Source organism: Pseudomonas sp. WS 5410, from assembly GCF_012985645.1.
GTDB classification, from domain to species: domain Bacteria; phylum Pseudomonadota; class Gammaproteobacteria; order Pseudomonadales; family Pseudomonadaceae; genus Aquipseudomonas; species Aquipseudomonas shahriarae.
Genome location: NZ_JAAQWS010000012.1, coordinates 118,729 through 137,874 on the forward strand (window position 1 = coordinate 118,729; position 19,146 = coordinate 137,874).

Annotated in this window: 22 protein-coding genes; 14 read left to right on the forward strand and 8 right to left on the reverse strand. The window is 61.6% G+C overall.

Annotated features, from left to right (window positions below; genetic code table 11):
* Nucleotides 1-5: 5 nt before the first annotated feature.
* Nucleotides 6-1,520, reverse strand: coding sequence for a choline-sulfatase (gene betC / locus HBO24_RS18240; RefSeq protein WP_170060074.1), 1,515 nt, complete (start codon nucleotides 1,518-1,520; stop codon nucleotides 6-8).
* A gap of 103 nt (nucleotides 1,521-1,623) precedes the next feature.
* Here betC and HBO24_RS18245 point away from each other — a divergent pair, with 103 nt between their 5' ends.
* The 6 genes from HBO24_RS18245 to HBO24_RS18270 all read left to right on the forward strand — a co-directional run bounded on the left by HBO24_RS18245 (nucleotide 1,624) and on the right by HBO24_RS18270 (nucleotide 7,345).
* Nucleotides 1,624-2,574, forward strand: coding sequence for a LysR family transcriptional regulator (locus HBO24_RS18245; RefSeq protein ID WP_170060075.1), 951 nt, complete (start codon nucleotides 1,624-1,626; stop codon nucleotides 2,572-2,574).
* 31 nt (nucleotides 2,575-2,605) lie between these two features.
* The gene (locus HBO24_RS18250; RefSeq protein WP_057444830.1) at nucleotides 2,606-2,932 is read left to right on the forward strand and encodes a DOPA 4,5-dioxygenase family protein; all 327 of its coding nucleotides are present in this window, start codon (nucleotides 2,606-2,608) and stop codon (nucleotides 2,930-2,932) included.
* Nucleotides 2,933-3,095: 163 nt separating this feature from the next.
* A complete protein-coding gene (locus tag HBO24_RS18255) occupies nucleotides 3,096-4,061 on the forward strand; it encodes a 2-dehydro-3-deoxygalactonokinase (RefSeq protein ID WP_128593091.1) in 966 nt (321 codons plus the stop codon).
* Nucleotide 4,062: 1 nt separating this feature from the next.
* Complete coding sequence (locus HBO24_RS18260) at nucleotides 4,063-4,683, forward strand: 2-dehydro-3-deoxy-6-phosphogalactonate aldolase (RefSeq protein ID WP_057957886.1); 621 nt, start codon at nucleotides 4,063-4,065, stop codon at nucleotides 4,681-4,683.
* 46 nt (nucleotides 4,684-4,729) lie between these two features.
* The gene (gene dgoD / locus HBO24_RS18265) at nucleotides 4,730-5,878 is read left to right on the forward strand and encodes a galactonate dehydratase (RefSeq protein ID WP_032857121.1); all 1,149 of its coding nucleotides are present in this window, start codon (nucleotides 4,730-4,732) and stop codon (nucleotides 5,876-5,878) included.
* Nucleotides 5,879-6,028: 150 nt separating this feature from the next.
* Nucleotides 6,029-7,345, forward strand: a complete 1,317-nt coding sequence (locus HBO24_RS18270; protein WP_057957887.1) for an MFS transporter — start codon at nucleotides 6,029-6,031, stop codon at nucleotides 7,343-7,345.
* A gap of 138 nt (nucleotides 7,346-7,483) precedes the next feature.
* Here the strand turns inward: HBO24_RS18270 and trpA are convergent, their stop codons facing one another.
* Both trpA and trpB read right to left on the reverse strand, forming a co-directional pair.
* The gene (gene trpA / locus HBO24_RS18275) at nucleotides 7,484-8,293 is read right to left on the reverse strand and encodes a tryptophan synthase subunit alpha (RefSeq protein ID WP_057439273.1); all 810 of its coding nucleotides are present in this window, start codon (nucleotides 8,291-8,293) and stop codon (nucleotides 7,484-7,486) included.
* Nucleotides 8,293-9,519 (reverse strand): tryptophan synthase subunit beta, encoded by a 1,227-nt coding sequence (gene trpB / locus HBO24_RS18280; protein ID WP_057439272.1) that lies wholly within the window; start codon nucleotides 9,517-9,519, stop codon nucleotides 8,293-8,295. Before trpB ends, trpA begins: the two co-directional genes overlap by 1 nt.
* A gap of 109 nt (nucleotides 9,520-9,628) precedes the next feature.
* Between trpB and HBO24_RS18285 the strand changes: the two genes are divergently transcribed.
* On the forward strand, nucleotides 9,629-10,525 hold the full coding sequence (locus tag HBO24_RS18285; protein ID WP_170060076.1) for a LysR family transcriptional regulator: 897 nt from the start codon (nucleotides 9,629-9,631) through the stop codon (nucleotides 10,523-10,525).
* On the opposite strand, the gene HBO24_RS18290 is transcribed toward HBO24_RS18285, so the two are convergent.
* On the reverse strand, nucleotides 10,522-10,848 hold the full coding sequence (locus HBO24_RS18290) for a DUF883 family protein (protein WP_003170746.1): 327 nt from the start codon (nucleotides 10,846-10,848) through the stop codon (nucleotides 10,522-10,524). The genes HBO24_RS18285 and HBO24_RS18290 overlap by 4 nt on opposite strands.
* Nucleotides 10,849-11,003: 155 nt before the next feature.
* On the opposite strand from HBO24_RS18290, the gene HBO24_RS18295 reads away from it, so the two are divergent.
* Entirely contained in the window at nucleotides 11,004-11,219 is a 216-nt protein-coding gene (locus HBO24_RS18295; RefSeq protein ID WP_057439270.1) for a dodecin, read from the forward strand.
* Between the two features lie 115 nt (nucleotides 11,220-11,334).
* A complete protein-coding gene (locus HBO24_RS18300; RefSeq protein WP_057439269.1) occupies nucleotides 11,335-11,559 on the forward strand; it encodes a DUF1161 domain-containing protein in 225 nt (74 codons plus the stop codon).
* 67 nt (nucleotides 11,560-11,626) lie between these two features.
* Here the strand turns inward: HBO24_RS18300 and HBO24_RS18305 are convergent, their stop codons facing one another.
* Entirely contained in the window at nucleotides 11,627-12,628 is a 1,002-nt protein-coding gene (locus tag HBO24_RS18305) for an LLM class flavin-dependent oxidoreductase (RefSeq protein WP_170060077.1), read from the reverse strand.
* Nucleotides 12,629-12,840: 212 nt separating this feature from the next.
* Here HBO24_RS18305 and HBO24_RS18310 point away from each other — a divergent pair, with 212 nt between their 5' ends.
* Both HBO24_RS18310 and HBO24_RS18315 read left to right on the forward strand, forming a co-directional pair.
* The gene (locus HBO24_RS18310; protein ID WP_010168580.1) at nucleotides 12,841-13,272 is read left to right on the forward strand and encodes an OsmC family protein; all 432 of its coding nucleotides are present in this window, start codon (nucleotides 12,841-12,843) and stop codon (nucleotides 13,270-13,272) included.
* Between the two features lie 148 nt (nucleotides 13,273-13,420).
* Complete coding sequence (locus HBO24_RS18315; protein WP_057439267.1) at nucleotides 13,421-13,660, forward strand: DUF1161 domain-containing protein; 240 nt, start codon at nucleotides 13,421-13,423, stop codon at nucleotides 13,658-13,660.
* Here HBO24_RS18315 and HBO24_RS18320 read toward each other — a convergent pair whose 3' ends face one another.
* Nucleotides 13,661-14,089, reverse strand: a complete 429-nt coding sequence (locus HBO24_RS18320) for a hypothetical protein (RefSeq protein ID WP_169960460.1) — start codon at nucleotides 14,087-14,089, stop codon at nucleotides 13,661-13,663. It lies immediately after the preceding gene.
* An 87-nt stretch (nucleotides 14,090-14,176) separates the two neighbouring features.
* Between HBO24_RS18320 and HBO24_RS18325 the strand changes: the two genes are divergently transcribed.
* Nucleotides 14,177-15,220 carry an aminopeptidase gene (locus HBO24_RS18325; RefSeq protein WP_170060078.1) on the forward strand — a complete coding sequence of 348 codons (1,044 nt, stop codon included), beginning with the start codon at nucleotides 14,177-14,179 and terminating at the stop codon, nucleotides 15,218-15,220.
* Nucleotides 15,221-15,304: 84 nt separating this feature from the next.
* Here the strand turns inward: HBO24_RS18325 and HBO24_RS18330 are convergent, their stop codons facing one another.
* Both HBO24_RS18330 and HBO24_RS18335 read right to left on the reverse strand, forming a co-directional pair.
* On the reverse strand, nucleotides 15,305-15,964 hold the full coding sequence (locus HBO24_RS18330; RefSeq protein ID WP_057957890.1) for an HAD family hydrolase: 660 nt from the start codon (nucleotides 15,962-15,964) through the stop codon (nucleotides 15,305-15,307).
* The gene (locus HBO24_RS18335; protein ID WP_057439265.1) at nucleotides 15,961-16,503 is read right to left on the reverse strand and encodes a gamma carbonic anhydrase family protein; all 543 of its coding nucleotides are present in this window, start codon (nucleotides 16,501-16,503) and stop codon (nucleotides 15,961-15,963) included. Before HBO24_RS18335 ends, HBO24_RS18330 begins: the two co-directional genes overlap by 4 nt.
* Nucleotides 16,504-16,604: 101 nt before the next feature.
* Between HBO24_RS18335 and prlC the strand changes: the two genes are divergently transcribed.
* Both prlC and HBO24_RS18345 read left to right on the forward strand, forming a co-directional pair.
* Nucleotides 16,605-18,656: an oligopeptidase A gene (gene prlC / locus HBO24_RS18340; RefSeq protein WP_057439264.1), complete on the forward strand. Its 2,052-nt coding sequence runs from the start codon at nucleotides 16,605-16,607 to the stop codon at nucleotides 18,654-18,656.
* The gene (locus HBO24_RS18345; protein WP_057439263.1) at nucleotides 18,653-18,928 is read left to right on the forward strand and encodes a YheV family putative zinc ribbon protein; all 276 of its coding nucleotides are present in this window, start codon (nucleotides 18,653-18,655) and stop codon (nucleotides 18,926-18,928) included. Before prlC ends, HBO24_RS18345 begins: the two co-directional genes overlap by 4 nt.
* Nucleotides 18,929-19,146: the final 218 nt, after the last annotated feature.

The window sequence follows — 19,146 nt, forward strand, 5'->3', positions numbered from 1 at the left end:
TGGATTTATTGGTTTTGGCAGGGTTGTGGATAACGTGCCTTGCGCTCCAGATCGTCGAGGTCGATATGGTTGCGCATGTACTGCTGGCTGGCGTCTACCAGCGGCTGGTGATCCCAGCTCTTGAGTTTGCCCAGCGTCAGCGCCTCGTATACCAGGCGCCGGCGGCGCTGGCTGGCGAGCACTTGCTGGTGGATCGCGGGCATGTCCCATTTGGCTCGTGCCTCGACCAGGAAGGCGTCGAACAGCGCACGGTGGGCCGGCGACTGGCTGAGTTCTTCCTGCTCACGGGGGTCGTTGTGTACATCGAACAGCAGGCAAGGATCGTCCTCGCTGTAGATGAATTTGTAGGCGCCCCGGCGAATCATCATCAGTGGGCCGATGGTGCCTTCGGCCATGTATTCGCCGAACACCTCGTCATGCCCGCCCTGCCCTTGCAAGTGCGGGACCAGCGAGCGGCCATCCAGGGGCAGGCTGGCGTCGAGTTCACCGCCGGCCAGCTCCACCAGGGTCGGCAACAGGTCGGCAGTGGACACCGCCGCACTCACCCGCCCGGCCTGGAATTGCCCCGGCGCACAGACCAACAGCGGCACCCGCGCGGCCATTTCAAACCAGTGCATTTTGTACCAGAGCCCACGCTCGCCGAGCATGTCGCCGTGGTCGCCGGAGAACACAATGATGGTGTCCTCGGCCAGGCCAGTGTCCTGCAGGGTTTGCAGGAGTTTGCCGACATTGCTGTCGATGTAGCTGCAGGCACCGAAGTAGGCGCGCCGTGCATCGCGGATCTTATCCACAGGCAGCGGCTTGTCCCACAGGTCGTAGACCTTGAGCAGGCGCTGGGAATGGGGGTCCAGCTCGGTCTGGGCCGGGGTTGTAGGCATTGGGATGTCACTGTCGTCGTACAGATCCCAGAACGGTTTAGGAATGGTGTATGGGTCGTGGGGGTGGGTCATGGACACCGTGAGGCAGAACGGCTGGTCGCCGTCCTCGCGAATATGGTCGAACAGGTACTGTTGGGCCTTGAACACCACCTCTTCGTCGAAATCCAGCTGGTTGGTACGCACACACGGGCCGGCTTGCAGCACCGACGACATATTGTGATACCAGGTGGGGCGCACGTCGGGCTCATCCCAGTTCACCGCCCAGCCGTAGTCGGCGGGGTAGATATCGCTGGTGAGGCGCTCTTCATAGCCGTGCAACTGGTCGGGCCCGCAGAAATGCATCTTGCCCGACAGCGCCGTGCGATAGCCGAGGCGGCGCAGGTAGTGGGCGTAAGTCGGGACGTCGGCGGGGAAATCCGCCGCGTTGTCGTAGGCACCGATCTTGCTCGGCAACTGGCCGCTGACCAGGGTAAAGCGCGACGGCGCGCACAGCGGGCTGTTGCAGTATGCAGCGTCGAACACCACGCCCTGGGCGGCGAGGCGGCTCAGGTTGGGCAGTTTGATCGGCGAAGGACCGTAGAACGGAAGCAACGGCGCGGCCATTTGATCGGCCATGATGAAAAGAATGTTCTTGCGCTTCATGGTCTCTCGGCATTCCATAGTCAGTGTTTATGCGATTGAGCATGCAGGCCATGGAAACCGTGGTAAAGCCCATGAAAAGCAATGTCTAGGATAAGTACCGCTTATGTATAAAGCCCTGGGTAACCTGTCGCTGGATCTGTTGCGGGCCTTTGAAGCCGCCGCCCGTCATCGCAGCTTCACCGCGGCGGCCATGGAGCTGGGCACCACCCAGCCGGCTGTCAGCCAGCAGATCAAGCGCCTGGAAGAACAACTGGCGGTGCGCCTGTTTGATCGCATCTACCGTGGCATCGAACTGACGGAGGCGGGCATGCTGCTGTTCGAACATGTTCAGGCCGGGTTGCAGAGCATTGATACGGGCCTGGGCGCGATCACAGAGCAGGACCAGCACGAAGTGTTGCAAGTGGCGACTGACTTCGCCTTTGCTGCCTACTGGCTGATGCCACGTCTGCATCGCTTTCACGAAGCCAACCCACAGGTGGATGTGAGCCTGGTCACCAGCGAGCGCAACCACGCGACCTTGCGCAGTGATATCGATGTGGCGGTGTTGTTTGGCGATGGGCGTTTTCGCCAGGGCCACAGCCAATGGTTGTTCAACGAGGAAGTGTTCCCGGTGTGCAGCCCGCAACTGCTCAGGGGCCGCACTGCACCACTGTCGCTACAAAGCCTGCAGGAACTGCCGCTGTTGCACCTGCGCCAGGAAAACAACAGCCAGTGGTTCGACTGGAACGGGGTGTTTCGCGAACTGGGGATCACCGCCGCACCAACCCCGGGGCCGCTGCGTTTCGACAATTACACCCTGCTGATCCAGGCGGCGATTGCCGGCCAGGGTGTGGCCATCGGCTGGCGCCATCTGGTGGATAACCTGCTGGAGCAGAAGTGGTTGTGCCGGCCGATTGGCGACACGGTGATCTCGCGCTTTGGATATTACGTGGTGTTGCCCCAGCGCAAGCGCCGCGGGCAGCTGATCGAACGGTTTGTCGAGTGGCTGGCGGCGGAGCAGGCCAGCAGCGCGCAGCCCCTGGCCGGGCTGGCCCTGCCGTCGATTGCGGTCTAGGATCGGCCGATCAACGAGTCCGGAGCCTGTCATGCAACGTATCAAGGGCTACCACGCCCATATCTACTTCGACGCCAGTACGATCGACCAGGCGCGCACGCTGTGTGAAGACGCGGCGGCCATCTTCCCGCTGCGCATGGGGCGCATGCATGAGCGCCCGGTGGGCCCGCACCCGGATTGGAGCTGCCAGCTGGCATTCGACCCGCAGTACATCGGCGTGGCGCTGCCGTGGCTGGCGCTCAATCGCAATGGGTTGGTGGTGTTTCTGCACCCGGATACCGGCGATGACCTGAAGGACCACACCGACTACGCGATCTGGATGGGGGCTATGCGCCCGTTGGATCTGTCGATTTTTTAACCAGTTACTGTCAGCTGAATCCTCACGTTCCTGTGCGATGAAAAGTACGGGGGCGTGGGGATTTTCTTTATCTTGTTCCACTATATGGGATTGATATTTATATATTGAGATATTTCAAACCTTAGGTTTATAGTCGGCCATCTGTCACATTCCAGGTGAAGCGATGCCGGCGCAATTGATCGCGCTCGATTGGGGAACCAGTTCCCTTCGTGCTTATAAGCTCGGCCCCGGTGGCCAGGTCCTCGAACAGCGCTCGCTGGCGTCGGGGATCATGCATTTGCCCAGCGAACCACGGGTGATTGCCGGCATTCACTGCAGCGATGGGTTTGAACTGGCGTTTGATGACGCCTGTGGCGACTGGCTGGCTGCCCAACCCGATCTGCCGGTGATTGCCTGCGGCATGGTCGGCAGCGCCCAGGGCTGGGGTGAAGCGGCCTATCGCAAGACGCCGGTCGACGTCGCCAGCCTCGGCCAGGCCCTGCACAAGGTACGCAGCCTGCGCGGTGTCGATGTGCATATCGTGCCCGGCGTGATCGAGCAGGTTGGCTTGCCCAACGTGATGCGCGGCGAAGAAACCCAGGTGCTCGGCGTGCTGCAAAGCCTGCCAGCCTGCGCTGAGTTATTGATCGGCCTGCCCGGCAGTCATTCCAAATGGGTCGAGGTGGTCGAAGGCCGCATCACCCACTTTGACACCTTCATGACCGGTGAACTGTTCGCGGTGCTGAGCACGCACAGCATTCTGGGGCGTACGCAAAAGTGCGCCGGGCAGTTCCAGGCCCAAGCGTTTGATCGAGGCGTGCACGTGGCGCTTTCAGCGGATGGCCAGCGTGGGGTGCTGTCGACCCTGTTCAGCGCGCGCACCCTCGGGTTGACCGCTGAACTGACCCCTGAGCAGCAACCCGACTACCTGTCCGGCCTGCTGATCGGCCATGAACTGGCCGGCTTGCCCGACCGTGCACGCATCCCGCCGATCATCCTGGTCGGCGCCAACGCCCTCTGCGCCCGTTACCAGCGCGCCCTCGCCCTGTGTGGTTTCAGCCACGTCAGCCTCGCGCAAGAAGCAACTCAGCGCGGCCTGTGGCAATTGGCACTGGCCGCCGGGCTCATTCAACCTGCAATCGAGGCCTGACATGCTCAAGCAAGCACTCACTCAAAACGGTTTGATCGCGATCCTGCGGGGCCTGCGCCCGGATGAGGCCGCAGCTGTCGGCCAGGTGCTGTACCAGGCCGGGTTCCGGGTGATCGAAGTGCCGCTCAACTCGCCCGATCCCTACACCAGCATCCGCACCCTGCGTGAGACGTTGCCCGCCGATTGCCTGATCGGTGCCGGCACCGTGCTGACGCCCGAGCAGGTGGAGCGGGTGAAGGCGGCGGGTGGCCAGGTGATCGTCATGCCCCACAGTGATGCCAAGGTGCTGCGCGCCGCAAAAGCCGCGGGCCTGTACCTGTCGCCCGGGGTCGCGACGCCCACCGAAGCTTTCGCCGCCCTGGCCGAAGGTGCCGATGTGCTGAAGCTTTTTCCGGCCGAGCAAATGGGCCCGGCGGTGGTCAAGGCCTGGCTGGCGGTGCTGCCGGCCGGCACGGTCCTGCTGCCGGTGGGCGGGATTACCCCGGACAACATGCAAGTGTTCGTCGACGCCGGGGTCAAGGGCTTTGGCCTGGGCTCCGGGCTGTTCAAGCCCGGCATGAGTGTCGAGCAGGTGGCGAGCCGTGCCCAGGCGTATGTCGCTGCCTGGAACGCCTTGAACTGAGTGTGCCTGGCGCCCAGGCGCTGCATCCGACAAGAGAGATAAGCAGATGAAAATCACCAAACTGACCACCTTTATCGTGCCGCCGCGCTGGTGCTTCCTCAAAGTGGAAACCGACCAGGGCGTGACCGGTTGGGGCGAGCCCGTGGTTGAAGGCCGCGCCCACACCGTGGCGGCCGCGGTCGAGGAGCTGTCCGACTATTTGATCGGCAAAGACCCACGCAATATCGAAGATATCTGGACCGTGCTGTATCGCGGCGGCTTCTACCGGGGCGGTGCGATTCATATGAGCGCCCTGGCCGGCATCGACCAGGCCTTGTGGGACATCAAGGGCAAGGCCCTCGGGGTGTCGGTCAGCGACCTGCTGGGCGGCCAGGTGCGGGACAAGATTCGTGTCTATTCGTGGATCGGCGGCGACCGCCCGGCTGACACCGCCCGTGCGGCCAAGGAAGCCGTGGCCCGTGGGTTTACGGCGGTGAAGATGAATGGCACCGAGGAGCTGCAATTTCTCGACACCTTCGACAAGGTCGACCAGGCCCTGGCCAACGTCGCCGCCGTGCGCGATGCGGTCGGCCCGAATGTCGGCATCGGCGTGGACTTCCATGGCCGCGTGCACAAGCCCATGGCCAAGGTGCTGATGAAAGAGCTGGACCCGTACAAGTTGATGTTTATCGAAGAACCGGTGCTCAGCGAAAACTACGAAGCGCTCAAGGAGCTGGCGCCCCTGACCAGCACCCCGATTGCCTTGGGTGAGCGGCTGTTCTCACGCTGGGATTTCAAGCGCGTGCTCAGCGAAGGCTACGTCGACATCATCCAGCCGGATGCGTCCCATGCCGGCGGCATCACCGAAACCCGCAAGATCGCCAACATGGCCGAAGCCTACGACGTGGCCCTGGCCCTGCACTGCCCGCTGGGGCCGATTGCCCTGGCGGCGTGCCTGCAACTGGACGCGGTTTGTTACAACGCGTTTATCCAGGAGCAAAGCCTGGGCATTCACTACAACGAGAGCAATGACCTGCTCGACTACGTGCGCGATCCGGGAGTTTTCGATTACGACCAAGGCTTCGTGAAGATCCCCAACGGGCCGGGCCTGGGGATTGAGATCAACGAGGAATACGTGATCGAGCGCGCGGCCATTGGTCACCGCTGGCGCAACCCGATCTGGCGGCATGCCGATGGCAGCTTTGCCGAGTGGTGATTTTCATCTGATGGCACGTGGTCAGTGTGGGAGCTGGCTTGCCTGCGATAGCAATCTTGAATGTTCCGCCGCCATCGCAGGCAAGCCAGCTCCCACCTTCAACCCGGTAGCCGTTAATCGACCTCAATAAACATAATAAGAGGCTCCCCCATGCACCCTGAAACCCTCACCGGGCAGGCGTCTTTAGTCACGCCCAGCCGCAAGCGTTACTTCATCATGGTCCTGCTGTTTATCACGGTGGTGATCAACTACCTGGACCGCAGCAACCTGTCGATTGCCGCGCCAGCCCTGACCAGTGAGCTGGGCATCGACCCGGTGCATGTCGGGCTGATTTTTTCGGCGTTCGGCTGGACCTATGCCGCCATGCAAATCCCCGGCGGCTGGCTGGTGGACCGGGTGCCGCCGCGCATTCTGTACACCGCCGCCCTGCTGTTATGGTCGATTGCCACGGTGATGCTGGGCTTTGCTGCGAGCTTTATCGCGTTGTTCGTGTTGCGCATGGCGGTGGGTGCCCTGGAAGCGCCGGCTTATCCGATCAACAGCCGGGTCGTCACCAGTTGGTTTCCCGAGCGCGAGCGTGCCACGGCCATTGGTTTCTATACGTCCGGGCAGTTCGTCGGGCTGGCGTTCCTCACCCCGGTGCTGGCCTGGTTGCAGCACCACTATGGCTGGCACATGGTGTTTATCAGCACCGGCGCGGTGGGCATCCTCTGGGCGCTGGTGTGGTACGCGGTGTACCGCGAGCCGCGGGACTTCAAAGGGGTCAATAGCGCAGAAATCGAGCTGATCCGCGCAGGCGGCGGCCTGGTGGACCTGGACGCACAAACTGCCAAGCGCAAGGCGCCCTTCAGTTGGGTCGACCTGGGGATCGTGCTGAGCAAGCGCAAGCTGTGGGGCATCTACCTGGGCCAGTTCTGCCTGAACTCGACCCTGTGGTTTTTCCTGACATGGTTCCCGACCTACCTGGTGAAATATCGCGGCATGGACTTCATCAAGTCCGGCCTGCTCGCCTCGCTACCCTTCCTCGCGGCCTTTGTCGGGGTGTTGTGTTCCGGGCTGTTTTCCGACTGGCTGATCCGCCGTGGCACCTCGGTGGGGTTTGCGCGCAAGTTGCCGATCATCAGCGGCCTGCTGATTTCCACGGCAATCATTGGCGCCAACTTCGTCGATTCGACGCCACTGGTGATTGCGTTCCTGGCGGTGGCGTTTTTCGGCAACGGCCTGGCGTCGATCACCTGGTCGCTGGTCTCGACCCTGGCGCCGGCGCGGCTGTTGGGGCTGACTGGGGGAGTGTTCAATTTCATCGGCAACCTGGCGGCGATCACCACGCCGATCGTCATTGGCTTTCTGGCCACGGGCGATTCGTTTGCGCCGGCGATTACCTACATTGCGGTGCTGGCGCTGCTGGGGGCGCTGTCCTACATACTGCTGGTGGGCAAGGTCGAGCGCATCGAGCTCAAGGAATAGATACCTATCCGCTAGGGGCCTGTGGCGAGGGAGCTTGCTCCCGTTGGGGCGCGAAGCGGCCCTAAAATGGGACTGCTACGCAGTCCAACGGGAGCAAGCTCCCTCGCCACAACAGCCCGCTTGCCCAGAGCAAGAATCTTACTTGCGAGCGTTACGCACACCTTCCGACAGCGCTGCACACAGGCTCAACACCCCGTCAATCGCTTGCTGGTCGTTGCTGGCATTGGCGATGTGGTCGATCAGCGCCGACCCCACCACCACACCGTCCGCCAGGCGGGCGATGGCGGCGGCTTGTTCCGGGGTGCGGATGCCGAAGCCGATGCTGATCGGCAGGTCGGTATGCCGGCGCAGGCGGCCGACGGCTTCTTCCACGTGCTCCAGGGTAGCGGCACCGGCACCGGTCACACCGGCCACCGACACGTAGTACACAAACCCGGAGCTGCCGTTGAGCACGGTGGGCAGGCGCACATCGTCAGTGGTTGGCGTGGTCAGGCGGATAAAGTCGATGCCGGCGGCCTGGGCCGGGTCGCACAGTTCGCTGTTATGTTCCGGTGGCATATCGACCACGATCAGGCCATCGACGCCGGCCTCTTTTGCGTCACTGATAAACCGTGGCACGCCGTACATGTGGATCGGGTTGAAGTAGCCCATCAGCACCAGCGGTGTATCAGTGTTGCCCTTGCGGAACTCGCGCACCATCTGCAGGGTTTTCGCCAGGTTCTGCTTGGCGCCCAACGCACGGATATTGGCCAGCTGGATCGCCGGGCCATCGGCCATGGGGTCGGTGAAAGGCATGCCCAGTTCGATCACATCGGCGCCGGCTGCCGGCAAGCCCTTGAGGATCGCCAGGGAAGTGTCATACCCCGGGTCGCCAGCGGTAACGAAGGTCACCAGGGCGGCGCGGTTTTGTTCCTTGAGTTGCGCAAAGCGGGTTTGCAGGCGGCTCATCAGTGTTTCTCCTGCTTGGCGGTTTCCATATGGTGCATAACGGTCTGCATGTCCTTGTCGCCACGGCCTGACAGGTTGACCACCATCAGGTGATCCTTGGGCAGGGTCGGGGCGCGCTTGAACACTTCGGCCAGGGCGTGGGCGCTTTCCAGTGCCGGAATAATCCCTTCCAGGCGGCAGCATTTGTGGAAGGCGTCGAGGGCTTCGTCGTCGGTTACCGAGGTGTACTGGACGCGGCCAATGTCGTGCAACCATGCGTGCTCAGGGCCGATGCCGGGGTAATCGAGGCCCGCAGAGATCGAGTGGGCGTCGATGATCTGGCCGTCGTCGTCCTGCAACAGGAAGGTACGGTTGCCGTGCAGCACGCCCGGTACGCCGCCATTGAGGCTGGCCGCGTGCTTGCCGGTTTCGATGCCGTAGCCGGCGGCTTCAACACCAATGATCTCCACGCTGGTGTCATCGAGGAACGGGTGGAACAGGCCCATGGCATTCGAGCCACCGCCGATGCACGCCACCAGGCTGTCCGGCAGGCGGCCTTCCTGGGCTTGCAACTGGGTGCGGGTTTCCTTGCCGATCACCGCCTGGAAGTCGCGCACCATTGCAGGGTACGGGTGCGGGCCGGCCACGGTGCCGATCAGGTAGAAGGTGCTGTCGACGTTGGTTACCCAGTCGCGCAGGGCTTCGTTCATCGCGTCCTTGAGGGTGCCGGTGCCGGCGACCACTGGGATCACTTCGGCACCCAGCAGCTTCATGCGAAACACGTTGGCCTGTTGGCGCTCGATATCGGTGGTGCCCATGTAAATCACGCATTGCAGACCAAACCGCGCGGCGACGGTGGCGGTGGCCACGCCGTGCATGCCGGCGCCGGTCTCGGCGATGATGCGTTTTTTGCCCATGCGCCGCGCCAGCAGGATCTGGCCGATGCAGTTATTGATCTTGTGCGCGCCGGTGTGGTTCAGCTCTTCACGCTTGAGGTAGATCTTGGCGCCGCCGCAGAACTCGGTCAGGCGCTCGGCGAAATACAGCGGGCTTGGGCGTCCGACGTAGTCGCGCTGGAAGTAGGCCAGTTCTTCGTTGAAGGACGGATCGACTTTGGCCGCTTCGTATTCGCGGGCCAGGTCGAGGATCAACGGCATCAGGGTTTCTGCCACGTAGCGGCCGCCGAACGCGCCAAACAGGCCGTTGGCATCAGGGCCGTTGCGTAAATCGGTCTGGGACTGAGTCATGGTGCGCTCCAGGATGAAGAGGTGGGAGAGGCAATGACGGCCACTCTACCCCTGACGCTGTACCGTGAAAACCGATAAGATCGCCACAACCTGTCAGGAAAACTCACAGATGAGCCGAGACCTTCCACCCCTTAACGCCCTGCGTGCGTTCGAAGCCACTGCCCGCCTTAACAGCGTCAGCCAGGCTGCCGAGCAATTGCATGTGACCCACGGTGCCGTCAGCCGACAACTGAAAGTGTTGGAAGAACACCTTGGGGTGAGTCTTTTCGTCAAGGATGGGCGTGGCATTAAACTCACAGATTCCGGGGTGCGGCTGCGCGATGCCAGCTTCGAGGCGTTCGAGCGCCTGCGGGATGTGTGCGGGGAACTGACCCAGAGCAGCGCGGATGCGCCGTTTGTCCTCGGCTGTTCTGGCAGTTTGCTGGCGCGCTGGTTTATTCCACGGCTGGGGCGCTTGAATGCGGATTTGCCGGATTTGCGCCTGCATCTATCAGCGGGCGAAGGTGATCTTGACCCCAGGCGGCCGGGCTTGGATGCCTTGCTGGTGTTTGCCGAGCCGCCGTGGCCGGCCGATATGCAGGTGTACGAGTTGGTCAGCGAGCGGATCGGCCCGGTGATGAGCCCGCACTTTGCCCATTACCAGGCCCTGCGCCAGGCGCCCGCCCAGGCCTTGCTGGGTGAAGCCCTGTTGCACACCACCTCGCGCCCGCAAGCCTGGCCCAATTGGGCGCAGCACCATGGCATCGACGCCAGCGCGCTTAAGTACGGCCAGGGTTTTGAGCATTTGTATTATTTGCTGGAGGCGGCCGTAGCGGGCCTGGGGGTGGCGATCGCACCGCAACCGCTGGTGGCGGAGGACGTGCGTGCCGGTCGCCTGGTTGCGCCGTGGGGTTTTAGTCAAACCCCGGCGCAACTGGCGTTGTGGCTACCCAAGCGCGCCGCGGATGGGCGCGCCCGGCAGTTGGCGCAATGGCTCAAGGCTGAGCTTGCGCGCCAACCGGTTTAGTCACCGCGTTTGCACAGCAGGTAGGCCGCCAGCAGGCCCAGTGCGCCAACGGCAACGCCGGCGGTGGTCCAAGGGTGCTCCTGGGCATAGTCACGGGTGGCAACCCCGGTTTCGCGGATTTTCACTTTGCTTTCTTCGTAGGCATCGCTGATCAGATGGCGGGAGTGCTTGAGGGCATTCTCGGCATTGCTTTTCAGGGCCTTAAGGGTTTTGCGCGACTCGTCGGATGCATCGTCCTTGAGGCTCTCAAGGGATTTGAGCAGGCTCGAAATCTCGGCTTCCATGCTTTCCAATGACGCTTTGCGTAAAGAGGTGTTGGCCATGTGGGCTCTCCTGGAGTGAATGAGTAACGTGTGTTGATTCCGACTGCGGGGGTTTCAGAAAGTGCAGTAAATCTGAACTTTCAGGTGAGAAGAGTCGCCAGAAGCAGTACGAAGAATCACTGCTAGGCTGTATTCATCGACCCAGGAGAGCACTCATGACTGATCATCACACCTACAAAAAAGTCGAACTGGTGGGCTCGTCCCCAACCAGCATCGAGGACGCCATCAACAATGCCCTGGCCGAGGCCAACAAGAGCATCAAGCACTTGGAGTGGTTTGAGGTCACCGAAACCCGTGGCCACATCAAGGACGGCAAGGCCGCGCACTTCCAGGTGACCCTCAAGGTGGGCTTCCGTATTGCCAATAGTTGATCGGCACGGTTGAACTTGCACGCTGGCCGATTGCCATAACCTGCGCTACACCCTTTGGGCGCCGATACCCTGCGTGTCGGCGTACATTTTTTGATCAGCGCAAGGAAAGTAACGGATGAAAAAGTTTCTGTTAGCGGTAGGTTTGTTGAGCCTGGCAGGTACAGCCCTGGCGGCTGGCAAACCTTGTGGCGAGCTGAAAAGCGAAATCGACGCCAAGATCCAGGCCAATGGCGCTTCCGGGTACACCCTGGAAATTGTCGATAAAGGCAGCGCAACCAACGGCGAAGTGGTCGGCAGTTGCGAAGGTGGTACCAAGGAAATCGTCTACAACCGCGGGTGATCCCGTGGTAGCAACCAACTGTGGGCGTTGTCGAGCCTCGCCAAGGCTCGACAACGCCCACAGGGGTTTAGCCCTTCATCACTTGTGACAGCAGCTCGTAGGAATGAATCCGATCAGCATGCTCGTACAGGTCGCAGGTAAAGATCAGCTCATCGGCACCGGTCTGCTCGATCAACACCTCCAGCTTGGCGCGAATCTTCGCCGGGCTCCCCACCATTGCCAGGCCTAGAAAACTACCTACCGCGTCTTTCTCATGGGGCAGCCACAGGCCGTCCATGCTGTCGACCGGCGGGCGCTGGACCAGGCTTTGCCCACGCATCAGCGCGAGGATCCGTTGGTAGACCGACGTGGCCAGGTAATCGGCCTGTTCATCGGTATCGGCGGCCACCAGCGGCACACCGAGCATTACATAAGGCTTGTCGAGCACCGCCGAAGGCTTGAAGTGATTGCGATAGACGCGAATCGCCTCATGCATCATGCGCGGTGCGAAATGGGAGGCGAAGGCGTAGGGCAAACCGCGCTCGCCGGCCAGTTGGGCGCTGAACAGGCTGGAGCCGAGCAGCCAGATCGGGACGTTGGTGCCGGTGCCCGGCATGGCGATCACCCGTTGGTCGGGGGTACGCGGGCCCAGGTAGGCCATCAACTCGGCCACATCTTCCGGGAAGTCATCGGCGCTGCCGGAGCGCTCGCGGCGCAAGGCGCGGGCGGTCATCTGGTCGGAGCCGGGTGCGCGGCCCAGGCCCAGGTCGATCCGGCCGGGGTATAGGCTCTCCAGGGTGCCGAACTGTTCAGCGATCACCAGTGGCGCATGGTTGGGCAGCATCACGCCGCCTGCGCCGACCCGGATGGTCGAGGTGCCGCCGGCCAGGTAGCCCAGCAGCACCGAGGTCGCGGAGCTGGCGATGCCATCCATATTGTGGTGCTCGGCTACCCAGAAACGGGTGTAGCCGAGCTTTTCCACGTGCTGGGCCAGGTCCAGGGAATTGCGCAGCGACTGCGCCGGGCTGCCATTGGCGCGCACCGGTACCAGGTCGAGGGTCGAGAACTTTACATCGGACAGTGGTTTCATAAGCCTGCTTCTCCATAGGGGCGCAGGCTTGTGACGAACCAAAACCTGCCGCTTCATGTGCATGTTCTATGCAATGTGGGCATATACCCGAGATTCAATAGTGGGCATGAAATTTCCTACTAATCCACTTGGTTTTTCCGACGGGGTGAACTTTGCCAGAGGTTCTATCCTCAGAACCTTACTGATGCACAACCACTGCTTGGGAGATCGCTATGAGTATCGTGAAAAAAGCCTCCGCACACTGGGAAGGCGACCTGAAAACCGGTCTGGGCTCTATCTCGACCGAAACCGGCGTACTGCGCGAAGCCCCCTACGGCTTCAAGGCACGTTTCGAAGGCGGCAAGGGCACTAACCCTGAAGAACTGATCGGCGCGGCCCATGCCGGTTGTTTCTCCATGGCCTTTTCCATGATTCTCGGTGATGCCGGGCTCAAGGCCGACAGTATCGACACCCAGGCCGAAGTGACCCTGGACCAGGTGGACGGTGGTTTTGCGATCACAGCGGTTCACCTGATCCTCAAGGCCAAGATTCCCGGCGCGAGCCAGGCGCAGTTCGATGAACTGAGCAAGAAGGCCAAGGAAGGATGCCCAGTGTCCAAGGTGCTGAATGCCACCATCACCCTGGATGGCACCCTCGTCAGCTGACCCTGCGCAGGTCCAATGTGGGAGCGGGCTTGCTCGCCCCCACATTTTGTTCTGCGTTAAATCAGAACTCGCGTTTCGCAAATGTGGTCTCATACCCATGCAGCCTTTGGCGCACACCCGTGCGCAGCGCATTTAGGGAGCTTCACACATGAAACGTTTTGCCTTGGCGATTATCTGCGGTGTTTTGGCCACATCGGCAATGGCCGCGCCGAAAGACTGTGAAGAGCTCAGGAAAGAGATTGAAGTCGGCCTACAGGCCAAGGCAATCCCGTCCTACACCCTGGAAATCATCACCGCCGAAGAAGCCAAGAATCATGACGAAGCCATGATCGTCGGCTCCTGCGAAAACGGCACCAAGCGCATCATCTACCAGCGCAACGATGACTGATCAGGGAATGCAGTTGATGCTGCGTTCCTCGGCCAGCAACTGACGCTGGGCGTCATACAGCCGGATGTTCGGGGTAAAGCCCAGCGAGCGCCCTTCCAGGCGGTAGCGTTGGCCGGCCTGGAACTGGTCATATTGCAGGGTGATAAAACAGGTGCGCTCCTGGGGCTGGTTCAGCCCGCCACCCAGGCCCGCCCCGGCATACACTTCAAAATCAAAACGCACCATCAACTCATGGCTGCCCGCTGGCACCTGGAAGTAGCGCCCATCGTCCAGGGCCTTGCCGTCCAGGCGTTGCGCCATGACCAGCTTGGCGCCCGGCGTCGGCGTGGCGAAATCGACCCAGGCCTGTTGCGGGTCGGCGGACGGGATTGGCGCGGAGGTACAGGCGCTGAGAAAAATCGCCGCCAAGGGAAGCAGGAGCTGACGCATAGTGGGCACTCAACCGTAGGAATGGTATGAGCATAACCCCTGCCGGCCAGTTAGTCTGGCGGGCCAATGACTCTGGAGCGGTTTGACATGGTGTGGCGTTTCTTGGCGGGGCTGATGTGCCTGTGGCTCGGCGGTTGCTCCAGTGTCAGCTACTACAGCCAGCTGGCCAGCGGCCAATGGCAGTTACTGCAGGCGCGGCAGCCGGTGGCCGAAGTGATTGCCGATCCGACGCGCCCGCAAGTGTTGCGTGAGCATTTGGCGCACTCCCAGAAGGCGCGCACCTTCGCCAGCCAACAGTTGCACCTGCCTGACAATCAGAGCTATCGCCTGTATGCCGATATCGGCCGGCCGTATGTCGTCTGGAATGTCTTCGCTACATCAGAATTTTCCTTGTTACCCCAGAACCATTGCTTCCCGATTGCCGGATGTGTGGCCTACCGTGGTTATTACACTCAGGGTGCGGCGCGGGGCGAGGCGGCGTTGTTGCAACTGCGTGGCATGGATGTGTCGATTGGCGGGGTCGAGGCCTATTCCACCCTCGGCTGGTTCGATGACCCGATCATGAGTTCGATGATGCGTTGGGGTGAAGAGCGCCTGGCCACGGTGATTTTTCACGAGCTGGCGCACCAGCGCTTTTATGTGAAGGACGACACCGAGTTCAATGAGTCGTTTGCCACCTTCGTCGAGCAGGAAGGCACCCGGCAATGGCGCGCGGCCCGTGGCCTGGCGCCTGCGAGCGAATCGACCTTGAAGCAGCGCGACCAGTTTATCCAGTTGATCCTCGACACCCGCAGCCGCCTGGAGCGCCTGTATGCGCAGCCGTTGGCCGCCGATGCCATGCGCCAGGCCAAGGCCGCCGAGTTCGAGCGCTTGCGCAGTGATTATCGGCAGATGCGCGATAGCCAGTGGGGCGGCGACAAGCGTTATGACGCCTGGATCAATCAGCCGATGAACAATGCGCGGTTGTTGCCGTTTGGGCTGTATGACCAGTGGGTGCCGGCGTTTGCGGCGTTGTTCCGCCGCGAGGGTGGGGATTGGCTGAGGTTCTACGGTGCCGTGGAGCAGTTGGGGCGCTTGCCGGTGGAGCAGCGCAAATTGGCGTTGCGGCAGTTGGAGGGGCGTGACCTTTAGGGCCCCATCGCAGGCAAGCCAGCTGCCACATGTTGATGTGTGAACACCGCCAATGTGGGAGCGGGCTTGCCCGCGATAGCGGTCTCAAGCCCGCCGCAAAAACGCCTGATGCATCTCGTCCAGCGTCTCAAAATGCCAGCGCGGCGCTTCAGCACTCAACTCTGCAAAACTGCCAAACCCATACCCTACCGCCGCTGCATCCAGGCCATTGCTACGTGCGCCGATCAGGTCGTGCTTACGGTCGCCGATCATCAAGGTACTGGCCGGGTCCAGCCCTTCCTCGTGCATCAAGTGGGCGATCAGTTCGACCTTGTTGGTGCGCGTGCCGTCCAGCTCACTGCCGTAGATCACCTTGAAGTGCTTGGCGAAATCGAAATGCCGGGCGATCTCCCGGGCAAATTCCCACGGCTTGGAGGTGGCCACATACAGCTGGCGCCCCTGGCCATTCAACGCTTCCAGCAATGGCATGACCCCGTCGAACACCCGGTTTTCATAGAGCCCGGTGACCTTGAAGCGTTCGCGATAGAAATTCACCGCCTGCCACGCCCGGGCCTCGTCGAAATCGTAGAACTGCATAAAGGCCTGCAGCAACGGCGGGCCGATAAAGTGTTCGAGCTTGGTCAGGTCCGGCTCATCAATGCCCAGCTTGGCCAAGGCGTATTGGATCGAGCGGGTGATGCCTTCCCGTGGGTCGGTCAGGGTGCCGTCCAGGTCAAATAGAACCGTCTGGTAATCCAGGGTCATTGGTCGAATCCCTCTGCCAGGTGCAGGTCCTTGAGCTTCACGTAGTTCGCGGCGCTATAGGTGAAAAAGGCGCGTTCCTTGTCAGAAAGCGCGCGAACTTGTTTAACCGGGCTGCCCACATACAAAAAACCGCTTTCAAGTTTCTTGCCCGGCGGCACCAGGCTGCCGGCACCGATGATCACATCGTCTTCAACCACCGCGCCGTCCATCACAATGCTGCCCATGCCGATCAGGATGCGACTGCCGACGGTACAGCCATGCAGCATGACCTTGTGGGCGATGGTCACGTCGTCACCGATCAGCAACGGGAAACCGTCAGGATTGAACGGGCCGGCGTGGGTAATGTGCAGCACGCAGCCATCCTGCACGCTGGTGCGCGCGCCGATGCGGATACGGTGCATGTCGCCGCGAATCACCGTCAGCGGCCAGACCGAGCTGTCGGCGCCGATTTCGACATCGCCGATCACCACCGCCGAAGCATCGACGAAAGCCCCGGCGCCGAGGGTTGGCGTGTGATTCTGATAGGTGCGAAGGGTCACGATAGCCTCTCTCTGTTTGGTTGATAGCTGCGGTGGACGTTGATTGTAATTAAGATGGCCCCATCTTTGTCTTACCTGTTTCTTCAGCCAAGGTGCCAACCGTGAGCGCGAACAACCCTCTTTTGCAGTCCTACGACCTGCCGCCGTTCTCGGCGATCCGTGCCGAGCACGTCCAACCGGCCATCGAACAGATCCTGGCCGACAACCGCGTCGCCATCGAAGGCATCCTGCAAAGCCAGGGAAAAAATCCGACCTGGGCTGGCCTGGTCCTGGCCATGGATGAACTCAACGACCGCCTGGGCGCGGCCTGGAGCCCGGTCAGCCACCTCAATGCCGTGTGCAACAGCGCCGAACTGCGCGAAGCCTATGAGGCCTGCCTGCCGGCATTGAGCGCCTATTCCACCGAGATGGGCCAGAACCGCGAGCTGTTCCAGGCCTTCGAAGCCCTGGCCAACAGCCCGGAAGCGGCCGGTTTCGACGTGGCGCAAAAAACCATTCTGGAGCACGCGCTGCGCGACTTCCGCCTGTCGGGTATCGACCTGCCGCCTGAGCAGCAGAAGCGCTATGCCGAGGTGCAGAGCAAACTCTCCGAACTGGGCAGCAAGTTCTCCAATCAATTGCTCGACGCCACCCAGGCCTGGACCAAGCACGTCACCGACGAAGCCACCCTGGCCGGCCTGACCGACTCAGCCAAAGCGCAAATGGCTGCTGCGGCCCAGGCCAAAGGCCTCGACGGCTGGCTGATCAGCCTGGAGTTCCCCAGCTACTACGCGGTGATGACCTACGCCCACGACCGCGCCCTGCGTGAAGAAATCTACGCGGCCTACTGCACCCGCGCGTCGGACCAGGGCCCGAATGCCGGTCAGAACGATAACGGCCCGGTGATGGAACAGATCCTCGACCTGCGTCAGGAATTGGCCCAACTGCTTGGCTTCGCCTCTTTCTCCGAACTGAGCCTGGCCACCAAAATGGCCGAATCCAGCGACCAGGTACTGAGTTTCCTACGTGACCTGGCCAAGCGCAGCAAGCCATTTGCCACCCAGGACCTGCAGCAGCTCAAGGCCTACGCTGCCGAACAAGGCTGCGCCGACCTGCAAAGCTGGGACAGCGGTTTCTACGGTGAAAAACTGCGTGAACAGCGCTACAGCGTGTCCCAGGAAGCCCTGCGTGCCTACTTCCCGATCGACAAAGTGCTGGGCGGGCTGTTTGCCATCGTCCAGCGCCTGTACGGCATCGAGATCGCCGAGCAGAAAGGCTTCGATACCTGGCACCCGGATGTCCGCCTGTTCGAAATCAAGGAAAACGGCCAGCACGTCGGCCGCTTCTTCTTCGACCTGTATGCCCGCGCCAACAAGCGTGGCGGTGCCTGGATGGACGGCGCCCGTGATCGTCGGCGTACCGCCGAGGGTGTGCTGCAAAGCCCGGTGGCCAACCTGGTGTGCAACTTCACCCCGGCCGACAGCGGCAAGCCTGCCCTGCTGACCCACGATGAAGTCACCACCCTGTTCCACGAATTCGGTCACGGCCTGCACCACCTGTTGACCCGCGTTGAACACGCGGGCGTGTCCGGCATCAATGGCGTGGCCTGGGATGCGGTGGAGTTGCCGAGCCAGTTCATGGAGAACTGGTGCTGGGAGCCGGAAGGCCTGGCGCTGATTTCCGGTCACTATGAAAGTGGCGAAGCATTGCCCCAGGACCTGCTGCAAAAAATGCTCGCGGCGAAGAACTTCCAGTCCGGCCTGATGATGGTGCGCCAACTGGAATTCTCGCTGTTCGACTTTGAGCTGCACGCTACCCACGGCGATGGCCGCAGCGTGGCGCAGGTGCTCGAAGGCGTGCGCGACGAGGTGTCGGTGATGCGTCCTCCGGCCTACAACCGCTTCCCCAACAGCTTCGCGCATATCTTCGCCGGCGGTTACGCGGCGGGGTACTACAGCTACAAGTGGGCCGAGGTGTTGTCGGCGGATGCCTTCTCCAAGTTCGAAGAAGACGGCGTGCTCAATGCCGAGACTGGCCGGGCGTTCCGCGAGGCGATCCTGGCCCGTGGCGGTTCCCAGGCGCCGATGGTGCTGTTCGTCGACTTCCGCGGACGCGCACCGTCGATTGACGCACTCTTGCGCCACAGCGGCCTGAGTGAGGACGCAGCAGCATGAGTGACGGGCCTGTGATCACCAAAAAGCAATTTATCGCCGGGGCCGTGTGCCCGGCGTGCAGCGAGCCGGACAAGTTGAAGATGTGGACCGAAGACAATGTGCCCCATCGCGAATGCGTGGCCTGCGGCTATACCGACACGCTCAACGACCAGGGTTTGTCGGTGCCCAAGGAATTGGGCACGCGGGTCAATACCTCGGCGTTGAAAGCGCCGGCGGACCCCAAGGTGCAGGCGGTGCAGTTCTTCCCTAATCCGAAGCTGAAAAAAGACTGACGGGCCTTACTCCGTCCAACCTGTGGGAACAGGCTTGTGTAGGCGCTGGCTTGCCTGCGATAGCATCACCTCGGTGTCACTGATACACCGAGGCGTCTGCATCGCAGGCAAGCCAGCTCCTACATGAGCCTGTTCCCACATTTTTTTGCGCGCATTTCTCGATTTTCCTGGCTGAAACGGTTCTCTCATTCCTTAGCCTGCTATCATTTGTAACCATT

Bases quoted from the DNA above. Each gene is read 5' to 3' on its own strand.
- HBO24_RS18305 (WP_170060077.1), bottom strand. From the start codon at position 12,628: ATGAAACCACTGTCCGATGTAAAGTTCTCGACCCTCGACCTGGTACCG.
- HBO24_RS18270 (WP_057957887.1), top strand. From the start codon at position 6,029: ATGCACCCTGAAACCCTCACCGGGCAGGCGTCTTTAGTCACGCCCAGC.
- HBO24_RS18300 (WP_057439269.1), top strand. From the start codon at position 11,335: ATGAAAAAGTTTCTGTTAGCGGTAGGTTTGTTGAGCCTGGCAGGTACA.
- HBO24_RS18320 (WP_169960460.1), bottom strand. From the start codon at position 14,089: ATGCGTCAGCTCCTGCTTCCCTTGGCGGCGATTTTTCTCAGCGCCTGT.
- HBO24_RS18285 (WP_170060076.1), top strand. From the start codon at position 9,629: ATGAGCCGAGACCTTCCACCCCTTAACGCCCTGCGTGCGTTCGAAGCC.
- HBO24_RS18315 (WP_057439267.1), top strand. From the start codon at position 13,421: ATGAAACGTTTTGCCTTGGCGATTATCTGCGGTGTTTTGGCCACATCG.
- HBO24_RS18295 (WP_057439270.1), top strand. From the start codon at position 11,004: ATGACTGATCATCACACCTACAAAAAAGTCGAACTGGTGGGCTCGTCC.
- HBO24_RS18290 (WP_003170746.1), bottom strand. From the start codon at position 10,848: ATGGCCAACACCTCTTTACGCAAAGCGTCATTGGAAAGCATGGAAGCC.
- HBO24_RS18345 (WP_057439263.1), top strand. From the start codon at position 18,653: ATGAGTGACGGGCCTGTGATCACCAAAAAGCAATTTATCGCCGGGGCC.
- HBO24_RS18255 (WP_128593091.1), top strand. From the start codon at position 3,096: ATGCCGGCGCAATTGATCGCGCTCGATTGGGGAACCAGTTCCCTTCGT.
- dgoD (WP_032857121.1), top strand. From the start codon at position 4,730: ATGAAAATCACCAAACTGACCACCTTTATCGTGCCGCCGCGCTGGTGC.
- HBO24_RS18310 (WP_010168580.1), top strand. From the start codon at position 12,841: ATGAGTATCGTGAAAAAAGCCTCCGCACACTGGGAAGGCGACCTGAAA.
- HBO24_RS18260 (WP_057957886.1), top strand. From the start codon at position 4,063: ATGCTCAAGCAAGCACTCACTCAAAACGGTTTGATCGCGATCCTGCGG.
- HBO24_RS18245 (WP_170060075.1), top strand. From the start codon at position 1,624: ATGTATAAAGCCCTGGGTAACCTGTCGCTGGATCTGTTGCGGGCCTTT.
- HBO24_RS18330 (WP_057957890.1), bottom strand. From the start codon at position 15,964: ATGACCCTGGATTACCAGACGGTTCTATTTGACCTGGACGGCACCCTG.
- trpB (WP_057439272.1), bottom strand. From the start codon at position 9,519: ATGACTCAGTCCCAGACCGATTTACGCAACGGCCCTGATGCCAACGGC.
- betC (WP_170060074.1), bottom strand. From the start codon at position 1,520: ATGAAGCGCAAGAACATTCTTTTCATCATGGCCGATCAAATGGCCGCG.
- trpA (WP_057439273.1), bottom strand. From the start codon at position 8,293: ATGAGCCGCCTGCAAACCCGCTTTGCGCAACTCAAGGAACAAAACCGC.
- HBO24_RS18250 (WP_057444830.1), top strand. From the start codon at position 2,606: ATGCAACGTATCAAGGGCTACCACGCCCATATCTACTTCGACGCCAGT.
- HBO24_RS18325 (WP_170060078.1), top strand. From the start codon at position 14,177: ATGGTGTGGCGTTTCTTGGCGGGGCTGATGTGCCTGTGGCTCGGCGGT.